The following is an 8,832-nucleotide window of genomic DNA, read 5'->3' on the forward strand; positions in this document are numbered from 1 at the left end:
AAGTTTTTTGTCTAGGGAGGACTTATAATTATAACTGTATAGCTATTTTCGTCGATAAAGCTGTTTAGAAATAATTACCTTTTTGTTTTTTATAGCTTATTTGTGTGCTTATTTATCAGATAATATAATTCGTTTGTCCACCGAACTTATGATCTAAGGAAGCCTTAGCCGAAAGTTCTCATTACATCACACTTCTATTATATATGCCCAAAACTTACACCGTAGAAATTCGCCACCAAGGGAAAATTCATACTTTACAAGTTCTTGAAGATGAAACCATCTTATCAGTTGCTGACGCCGCTGGTTTAGATTTGCCTAGTTCATGTCATGCTGGGGTTTGCACAACCTGCGCTGGTCAAATAACTGAGGGAACCGTAGATCAAACTGATGGCATGGGCGTTAGTTCAGATTTACAAAAACAAGGTTATGCATTGCTTTGTGTTGCCAAACCCCTTTCTGATTTGAAAATCGACACAGAAAAAGAAGAAATAGTTTATCAGTTGCAATTTGGTAAAGACCAATAATCAGTGAACAATTATCATTATACGGTTTGATTGATAACTGATATTACCAAGACTGATAAACAAAATAAGTATTTATTAGCACTTGATAAGCTGCTATTCTAGATACTACAAATCAACAGGAATTAAGGCAATGACAACTCATTTTATTACCGCAGAAATTGACCTTCAAGAAACTCCGACAGAATTACAAAAAGTAATTGAAGCAGAGTTACAAAAACAAGGTACACCTCTGCGTTGGGCAATTACCTCTGTGGATGTTGCACAGCAAAAAGCTACTGTTGAAGCCGTTGTCACCAGAGCCAGTGCTGAGTAGAGACGCGATTATACTCAGCACTCGTTATGCAACGTCCATACACTGCTATGTTAATTGTACCAACTGGCGTTGGGGCTGCCATTGGCGGTTATGCTGGTGATGCTTTGCCTGTTGCCAGAGTCATAGCACAGGTTTGCGATCGCCTGATCACTCACCCCAATGTCCTCAATGGCGCTAGTTTGTACTGGAATCTCCCCAACGCTTTCTATGTTGAAGGTTATGGACTTGACAAATTCGCTGCTGGATGCTGGGGCTTACGCCCTGTACATACCAATAAAGTAGGTTTGCTTTTAGACCAAGGTATTGAGCCAGAATTACGGTTGCGACATCTGCAAGCAGCAGATGCCGCTAGAGCAACTCTAGGATTGACAATTACAGATTATGTAATCACCGATGCCCCGCTAAATGTACAATTACGAACGGCATCATCGGGAGCTAGTTGGGGAACAATTGGCAACCCAGATAGCTTGTTAAGGGCAGCTGAGATCCTAATTAACAAAGTAGGAGCAGAAGCGATCGCAGTTGTTGCCCGTTTCCCCGATGATATAGATGAAGAGGCAGTACAAAACTACCGCCAAGGTAAAGGCGTCGATCCCTTAGCGGGTGCAGAAGCCGTAATTAGCCATTTGCTAGTGCAAACCTTTCAAATACCTTGCGCCCATTCTCCTGCTCTTTTGAGCGTACCCCCAGATCCAGATTTATCTCCCCGTTCCGCTGCCGAAGAATTAGGCTATACTTTCCTACCGAGCGTCCTTGTCGGCTTGAGTCGCGCTCCACAATTTATAGTAGACAAAGAGTTAGTTGGATCTTTACAAGAAGATATCTGGGCAGATCATGTAGATGCTGCGATCGCACCTGCAACTGCTTGTGGTGGTAGTGCTTTACTCAGTTTAAGCCAGAAGCGATGCCAAATAATTACAGTGCAAGAAAATAAAACTCAAATACAAGTTCCTCCCCAGCCGTTAGGAATCAAATCCATACAGGTAAACTCATATTTAGAGGCAGTGGGTGTATTGGTTGCACACAAAGCAGGCATCAATCTATCCGCTCTCAGTTCAAGTCGCTTCTCTACCAGACGCTGCGCGAACGCTCCAATTCGTAATTCATGAGTCAAGAGTCAAAGATCAAGAGTCAAAAGTTATTTTCTTCCCCATTCCCCCCAAACACCCGTGGTTGAACAACAAAAGCAAGAGCCAGAAATTCCATACCTGACGCGCTTCCAAGTACTTGGGGCTATGGGAGCGACTGCAATCATTTTGTTGATAGTTGCCAAGCTATCTCTATACTTTGGCAATTTTTCCTTATTTTCCTGGAAATGGGATCAAACAGACTTGCTTTGGGGTGTAGGATTAGGGATCATCGTCACTGCGTTAAGTGGCTTAGCTTATCGCTTGTCTCCTCCCTACCGTAAAAGTGCAGATTATTACTTAGAACTGGTACTGAAACCCTTAGCTTTACCAGACTTAATTTGGTTAGGGTTGCTACCTGGTTTGAGTGAAGAATTATTATTTCGGGGTGTGATACTGCCAGCTTTAGGTTCAGATCATATAGCTGTCATTGTATCGAGTCTTTGCTTTGGCGTTTTACACCTTAGCGGTTCCCAACAATGGCCTTATGTGATTTGGGCAACAATTGTTGGGATAATACTAGGGTATAGTGCCTTGATTAGTGGCAACTTATTAGTCCCAATTGCTGCTCACATTATTACAAATTTGATTTCTAGCTATTTTTGGAAAATGTGGCAATTGTCGAAAATTAAAAGTTAGGTTCTCCTGAATTAACCTATCTGCATTCCTTGTCTATGCAATTAAAAGTGTAATTTGAAATGAAAAATTGATGCGATCGCCTAGTCTACTTAATAGTAAGTAGTAAGGCGATCGCTATTTTTTTGCCATTGCCGCAACCATAATCTTCACTTGTAAGCGCTTGAACTGTCTTAACCCGGATTTCTCACGAGGGAGAAAAAAACACGTGTTTCTATCGCCTTGACATCATATTCAATACGGTGATACCGACTGTTTTCTCTCGAATCTACGTCTTCTGGACAATGTTCGCCCTGGATTTAGGGTACTTTTTCTACCTATGTCATATCCTGTTGCTCCTTCAGTTACCGCTAGCCAAGCTCCCAGCGACATCAATCCCAATACTTTAAGGAGAAGCTGCTAGTGCGATCGCCTGTGGTAAAATTCGATGTTCCTGAACTTGAATCCTGGCGTGGAGGGTTTCTGGTGTATCATCTGGTAATACTGGCACTGCTGCTTGCATTAATATTGGGCCACTGTCTACTTCTAAACAAGCTATATGCGCTGTACAACCAGTGATTTTTACGCCAGATGCCAAAGCTTGTTCTACAGCATGAACTCCCTTGAAACTGGGTAGCAAGCTAGGATGAATATTAATTATTTTGTTGGGAAAGGCATCAATTAAGACTTTTGTCACTAGACGCATCCAGCCTGCCATAATCACCCATTCGACATCGTATTTCCGCAACGTCTGCACAATTTGCTCGTCCAACTCTTCCCGGTTTTTGTAGTTGCGGTGATTTAATAAAACAGCCTCTACACCTCTATTTACCGCCCTGACTGCTGCTTTAGCGGAAGGATTATTATAAATCAAAACTTGAATTTGGGCGTTTAACTGCCCGTCTTGGATAGCTTGGGCGACTACCTCGAAATTACTGCCATTCCCAGAAGCCATGATTCCCAGTTTCAAGGGAGTGCTTTGTGTAAATTGGTTACTAGAGATGTTGGGAGAAATTAAACAAACAGCATCAGCACTTACTGGGAAATTATTACTCATAAAAATTATATCTTACTAATAAATGTGATCCTGCTAAAAGTTCCCCAGTCCCTAATCCCGATCATTGCCATGAAAACAACCCGACGATCGCGTATACAACTACTGGATAATGACACAGTGGCTGCCTGGATTTTTCTCACACCAGCACTGATTTTACTAGGCATCTTTATTATTTGGCCGATCGCTTATTTGTTTTACCTGAGTTTTACTGCTGGTAGTTTTACCTCAGCAGGTACTTATTGGGTAGGCTTAAAAAATTACTGGCGTTTGCTACTCAACCCCGATTTCTGGCAAGTTTTGGGTAACACTCTTTATTTTACCGTTGCCACCGTCATTCCGAGTTTAGTTATTCCTTTAGCATTGGCAGTGTTATTAAATCGCTCCATAGCCTTGCGGGGAATATTGCGAAGTGCCTATTTTTTACCTTCAATTATCTCGCTTGTGGCGGCTGGATTAGGATTTCGCTGGCTGTTTCAAACATCAGGCCCAGTTAACGGACTTTTAAGTTTTTTTGGCATTCCTGCAATCCCTTGGCTAGGAGATACATTTTGGGCAATGCCAGTACTGATTGTACTAAGTATTTGGAAACAATTAGGTTTCAATATGGTGGTATTTTTAGCGGGTTTGCAAGCAATTCCCCCCAGTCGTTACGAAGCAGCAGATTTAGATGGAGCAAATGCTTGGCAACAATTCTGGCATATTACCCTGCCCGGATTGCGATCTACTGTCATATTTGCAATTGTCACCACTGCGATTTTTACCTTGCGGAGTTTTGAGCAAGTTTATGTAATTACTGGCGGCGGCCCCTTGAATTCAACTAATTTGCTGGTTTACTATATTTACCAAGAAGCTTTTGGTCAGTTTGATTTTGGCTATGCAGCAGCAGGGGCGACAGTGCTGTTAGCGGTAACGATGATACTAGTGTATTTGCAGTTGCGAACTTGGAGTGAGGAGTGAGGGTTTTTGTTCGGATAAAATCCTAATTTTAATAAAACCGACGCTTATTCTTACTAAATTTCAGTTGATTTAAATTGTCCTGCAATTTGCGATCGCTTGATTAAACTTTGCTGTAAAGATTTAGCTCATGACTAGTCCAATTAATATAGGTGATATTCTAAAACTTGGTATGAAGCAAACAACACAGAGATTAAAGCCGCATAGGATTTGATTGCAGCACTAGGTGAGTTAAATGGCAAAGGTAGGGTTGCTGATTGGGGTGAGTGAGTATGAGCCAGGGCTGAATCCTTTGCCCAGTGCAGTTAGAGATGTGGAAGCAGTGTGCGAGGTACTGCTGCATACCGAAATGGGCGGATTTGCTGCGTCAGATATTACCCTGCTAAAAAATCCTGAACGACAAGCTGTAGAAATGGCGATTGAAACGCTGTTCTCCGCACGGCACAAGGATGATTTGTTGCTGCTGTACTTTTCAGGACACGGCATCAAAGATGATCGCGGTAGGCTGTATCTAGCGACTCGCAACACCAGTAAGACGCAGCAGGGCGAATTGATTCGCTCAACGTCGGTATCTGCCAATTTTATTCACGATCGCATGAGCGAAAGCCGCTCCCGGCGGCAAGTTGTGATCCTGGATAGCTGCTTTAGTGGCGCGTTTGCTGAGGGGATGTCTGCCAAAGATGACGGCACGATTGACATCCGGGAGCAATTAGGCGGTGAAGGACGAGCCATATTAACTTCTTCTACTTCGACTCAATATTCCTTTGAGGAGGAAGGGCAAGATTTATCGATTTACACTCGTTTCTTGATTGAAGGTATCAAGTCAGGAGAAGCTGATCGCGATCAGGATGAGTTTATCTCGATTGATGAACTGCATGAATACGCCAGTCAGAAGGTGCGAGAGCTTCAGCCTGCGATGAAGCCGGAAATCTATGCAATTCGAGAAGGCTTTAAAATTCGACTGACAAAGGTGGCTCCGGGTGATCCCAGACAGCGATACCGTAAAGAGGTAGCGCGATTTATTCATCGAGGCGAAATTTCCTTTGTTGGCCGTCGAACACTGGATGTACTGAGGACTCGCTTAGGATTGGAGGCAACTGAAGCAAAGGCGATCGAAGATGAGGTATTGGAACCGTACCGTAACGAATTCCGCGAAAAACTCCAACAGTATCAGCAGGTGTTTACTGAACTACTGGAGCGAGACGAAACGATTACAGATAGCGATCGCCACGATCTGCAAAATCTCCAGCAAATTTTGGGGCTGCGGAATGAGGACACAATGCCGATTGAGGCACTAGTGACTGCACGCTTTAAGACGCATCAGCAAAACCTGCAAACATATAAGCAAGCCTTTGCAACGGCACTGCGGCAGGAATTTCCTCTGAGTGCAGCAAGCCGCGATCGCTTACGGCAAATCCAGCAGCAATTAGAACTGGCGAATGGTGATATTGCGGCGATAGAATCTCAGATTACGGCTGAGGTAGAGGCATATCATCAGAAACTCCAGGATTACGAACGGCTGTTTTTTACTGCCACCCAACAGGAATATCCTCTCAGCGAGGCAACCCGGAATGAGTTACGCCAACAGCAGCAGCGTTTGGGACTGACGGATGTAGATGTTGCACCAATCGAAGCGCAAATCACAACACAGATTGAAAGCTATCATCAAAAACTCCAGCAGTACGAGCAGGCGTTTGTGAAGGCGACGCAGCGCCAGCATTATCCAGATGAAGTGATGCGGAAGCAGTTGCAGCAAACTTGGCAGACGTTGGGGTTGAGTGAAGGGGATGTGAGTGCGATCAAGAGGCGGATTAATGCGGAGATTGAAACGCATCAAGCAAACTTGCGGCAATATGAGCAGGAGTTTACAGAGGCGATTCAGCAAGAATATCCGCTCAGTGCTTTCAAACGCTCTCAACTAACGCAACGTCATCAAGCGTTGAATCTGACTGCTGAGGATGTGACTGCAATTGAAAATCCAATTATTGCTGCGATCGAGGAACATCAGCAAAAGCTGCAACAGTATGAACAGGTGTTTAGAGAGTCGATGCAGTTTGAATATCCTCTTAGCGATGTTACTCGTGAAGAACTTAAACGTTTTCAACGAATTTTAGAATTAAATGATGCGGAAACATCTGCACTTGAAGCAATTATTATTCAATCATCTTCAGAAGTAGAATATGGGAAAGAGCAAGAGAGAATTAAACAGCAGCAAGAAGAAACAGTACGACTAAAGCAGCAGGAGGCAGAGAAACAACGACAGCGAGAGGAAGCAGAATATCGTCAAGAATTGATTAAATCTCCGATTCAACAGTCAAGCTCTGCTCAACCCACTCAATCGACTCAAGAGCGAATAACCCGACAAAAGTTTTTATGGGTAGGACTAGGAGGAGCAGGCTTAGTGATAGCAGTGCTAGCGGGTGCAATTTTTAATAGTAACAGTCCACAGTCTACTCCCTTGTCCAGCCCAGAGGTTATTTCTTCACAAGCACCTACTGTTCAAACAACAGAAGCTTCTCAAAAAAATGCACAAAGTGAAGCCCGTAGAAGACAACTCAATGAAGATATTCGCGCTAGCGAACAACGTAATAATGCTACTGGTGGCGATATACAGAGAGGCGGACACCTAGCAAGTGAAGTTCGCTCCAAATTAGAAGCTAATATACCTAATGGTCAACTAACAGTTGATGCAGCAGAAGATGGGACTGTTACTGTAAGCGGAACCGTAAACAATCAAGATCAACTTGCTAAAATTGAACTTTTGTCGAAGCAAATTAAAGGTGTCAAATATGTAGTTGTGAAAGCTGTTGTTGCTCCATCAACAAATCAATAAAGCGATTAATCAATCGCTGTCAAGATTTAACACTCAAAGCAATCAACCCGACTGATTTTATTTTGGAGATAGAAGATGACAATTAAAGTTATTAATGAACAGTAAAATTTACAAGAAGTAATGCAGATTCTTCTCACACATTTAGAGCCATCCAAGGTAATGAAATTTTTGGCAGCTTGTAAATTAGGCGAAGGTGATTATTTACAACTAAAAGAAAAACTGTTTGCTGAAGATAACGTTGATAGTTTGTATGAAAAAATTCACGCCTATCAAAACATAGAATGAAACTTGAAGAATTCATAAGTCAGAAGCATTTTTTGCCGCAGGTAAACCCAGTTTAACTGTTGCCTTGGCAAACAGTTCTGGTGTCATTTCCGGGCAATCTGATAAATCAATGTCTTCATCGCTCATAGCATCAAGCCATTGCCAATCAGTCTGAGAATTGCTCGAAATAGATTCGTTGCTCATATTTGGTTGCCTTTCTTGCAGAAATAATCCGCGTTAAATCATCACGATCTGTATGGAGAATAGCAACGACTCGCCCTTGCAACAAGCCAAAGGTGACGAAACGCTGCTCTCCGTAGCTGTGGCGCTCCATGACAGAAATACAGCTACGCTTGCCTGATTGTAATGACAAATTGTAGTTACAGCCACTTAGTCAAACGGATCTGCTGGGCTTTGAGATTAAGCTAGAATATTAGTACGAATTATTTTTGCTACTAATTGGTAGGAAGATGAATGTAGAAAAACTCTCTATTTCCTTGCCACCGTCTTTAGTGGAGTTTGTCGAAAATTACAAGCGGAATAAAGGATGTAAATCTCGTTCTCAAGTAATTGAAGAAGCATTAGAATTGCTGCGAAACCGAGAATTAGAGGCAGCTTACCGAGAAGCGTCTGCTGAAGTTGATAACGATTGGGATGTGACAGTGGCAGATGGTTTAACAGATGAAACGTGGTGATATTTATTACGCAAATCTTAGTCCGGTGATGGGTTCAGAAATGGGTAAACGTCGTCCAGTGCTGATTGTTAGTAATGATATAAGTAATATTGCTGCTACCACTGTGACAATTTTACCGCTTACTTCTAATGTGAACCGTGTTTATCCCTTTGAAGTTTTGCTTAATCCAGAGGTTAGTAGTTTAACGAAGCCTTCTAAAGTACAGGCACAGCAAGTGCGAACAATTTCTAAGCAACGAATTACTGGTGAAGTATTAGGTAGTTTAAACGAAGATATGATAGTACTAATTGATGCGGCGTTGAAATTGCATTTGGGATTGGTTTCAATACGGTTCAGTTAAGGCTAAAAATCATGTAAATTAAGCATTGTTCCCAAGCATGGAAGTTGAGTGTGGTGCATCTCAAGGATTTCTCGTTGGTGTCTCCTGATATACAAACTGAGGAACTGCTG

Annotated in this window: 12 protein-coding genes and 1 pseudogene; 10 read left to right on the forward strand and 3 right to left on the reverse strand. The window is 42.6% G+C overall.

All coding sequences use genetic code 11. From position 1 onward, the window contains the following. Positions 1-203 precede the first annotated feature (203 nt). The 4 genes from IQ246_RS10435 to IQ246_RS10450 all read left to right on the forward strand — a co-directional run bounded on the left by IQ246_RS10435 (position 204) and on the right by IQ246_RS10450 (position 2,603). Positions 204-524: a 2Fe-2S iron-sulfur cluster-binding protein gene (locus IQ246_RS10435; protein ID WP_194002679.1), complete on the forward strand. Its 321-nt coding sequence runs from the start codon at positions 204-206 to the stop codon at positions 522-524. A 130-nt stretch (positions 525-654) separates the two neighbouring features. Then, the gene (locus tag IQ246_RS10440) at positions 655-837 is read left to right on the forward strand and encodes a hypothetical protein (protein ID WP_194002681.1); all 183 of its coding nucleotides are present in this window, start codon (positions 655-657) and stop codon (positions 835-837) included. 26 nt (positions 838-863) lie between these two features. Continuing rightward, the gene (locus IQ246_RS10445) at positions 864-1,946 is read left to right on the forward strand and encodes a DUF3326 domain-containing protein (RefSeq protein ID WP_194002683.1); all 1,083 of its coding nucleotides are present in this window, start codon (positions 864-866) and stop codon (positions 1,944-1,946) included. Between the two features lie 60 nt (positions 1,947-2,006). Continuing rightward, positions 2,007-2,603 (forward strand): CPBP family intramembrane glutamic endopeptidase, encoded by a 597-nt coding sequence (locus tag IQ246_RS10450; RefSeq protein WP_194002685.1) that lies wholly within the window; start codon positions 2,007-2,009, stop codon positions 2,601-2,603. A 382-nt stretch (positions 2,604-2,985) separates the two neighbouring features. On the opposite strand, the gene purN is transcribed toward IQ246_RS10450, so the two are convergent. Further along, entirely contained in the window at positions 2,986-3,636 is a 651-nt protein-coding gene (purN, locus tag IQ246_RS10455) for a phosphoribosylglycinamide formyltransferase (RefSeq protein WP_194002687.1), read from the reverse strand. Positions 3,637-3,705: 69 nt separating this feature from the next. Between purN and IQ246_RS10460 the strand changes: the two genes are divergently transcribed. The 4 genes and pseudogenes from IQ246_RS10460 (at position 3,706) to IQ246_RS10475 (ending at position 7,708) form a co-directional block, all read left to right on the forward strand. Continuing rightward, the gene (locus IQ246_RS10460; RefSeq protein WP_194002689.1) at positions 3,706-4,593 is read left to right on the forward strand and encodes a carbohydrate ABC transporter permease; all 888 of its coding nucleotides are present in this window, start codon (positions 3,706-3,708) and stop codon (positions 4,591-4,593) included. A gap of 232 nt (positions 4,594-4,825) precedes the next feature. Further along, a pseudogene (locus IQ246_RS30265) lies at positions 4,826-5,506 on the forward strand (caspase domain-containing protein); the annotation flags it as partial. 1,509 nt (positions 5,507-7,015) lie between these two features. After that, positions 7,016-7,423 (forward strand): BON domain-containing protein, encoded by a 408-nt coding sequence (locus IQ246_RS30270; protein ID WP_339379237.1) that lies wholly within the window; start codon positions 7,016-7,018, stop codon positions 7,421-7,423. Between the two features lie 120 nt (positions 7,424-7,543). Next, the gene (locus IQ246_RS10475; protein ID WP_194002691.1) at positions 7,544-7,708 is read left to right on the forward strand and encodes a hypothetical protein; all 165 of its coding nucleotides are present in this window, start codon (positions 7,544-7,546) and stop codon (positions 7,706-7,708) included. 12 nt (positions 7,709-7,720) lie between these two features. Here the strand turns inward: IQ246_RS10475 and IQ246_RS10480 are convergent, their stop codons facing one another. Both IQ246_RS10480 and IQ246_RS10485 read right to left on the reverse strand, forming a co-directional pair. After that, entirely contained in the window at positions 7,721-7,891 is a 171-nt protein-coding gene (locus IQ246_RS10480) for a hypothetical protein (RefSeq protein ID WP_194002703.1), read from the reverse strand. Beyond that, positions 7,854-7,976, reverse strand: coding sequence for a BrnT family toxin (locus tag IQ246_RS10485; RefSeq protein WP_244141981.1), 123 nt, complete (start codon positions 7,974-7,976; stop codon positions 7,854-7,856). The genes IQ246_RS10480 and IQ246_RS10485 overlap by 38 nt, the downstream gene beginning before the upstream one ends. Before the next feature lie 181 nt (positions 7,977-8,157). Between IQ246_RS10485 and IQ246_RS10490 the strand changes: the two genes are divergently transcribed. Then, on the forward strand, positions 8,158-8,382 hold the full coding sequence (locus IQ246_RS10490) for a ribbon-helix-helix domain-containing protein (protein WP_096541670.1): 225 nt from the start codon (positions 8,158-8,160) through the stop codon (positions 8,380-8,382). Next, a complete protein-coding gene (locus IQ246_RS10495) occupies positions 8,369-8,722 on the forward strand; it encodes a type II toxin-antitoxin system PemK/MazF family toxin (RefSeq protein ID WP_194002695.1) in 354 nt (117 codons plus the stop codon). Before IQ246_RS10490 ends, IQ246_RS10495 begins: the two co-directional genes overlap by 14 nt. Positions 8,723-8,832 lie beyond the last annotated feature (110 nt).

This window comes from aff. Roholtiella sp. LEGE 12411 (assembly GCF_015206995.1).
In the GTDB taxonomy this organism is placed as follows: domain Bacteria; phylum Cyanobacteriota; class Cyanobacteriia; order Cyanobacteriales; family Nostocaceae; genus Komarekiella.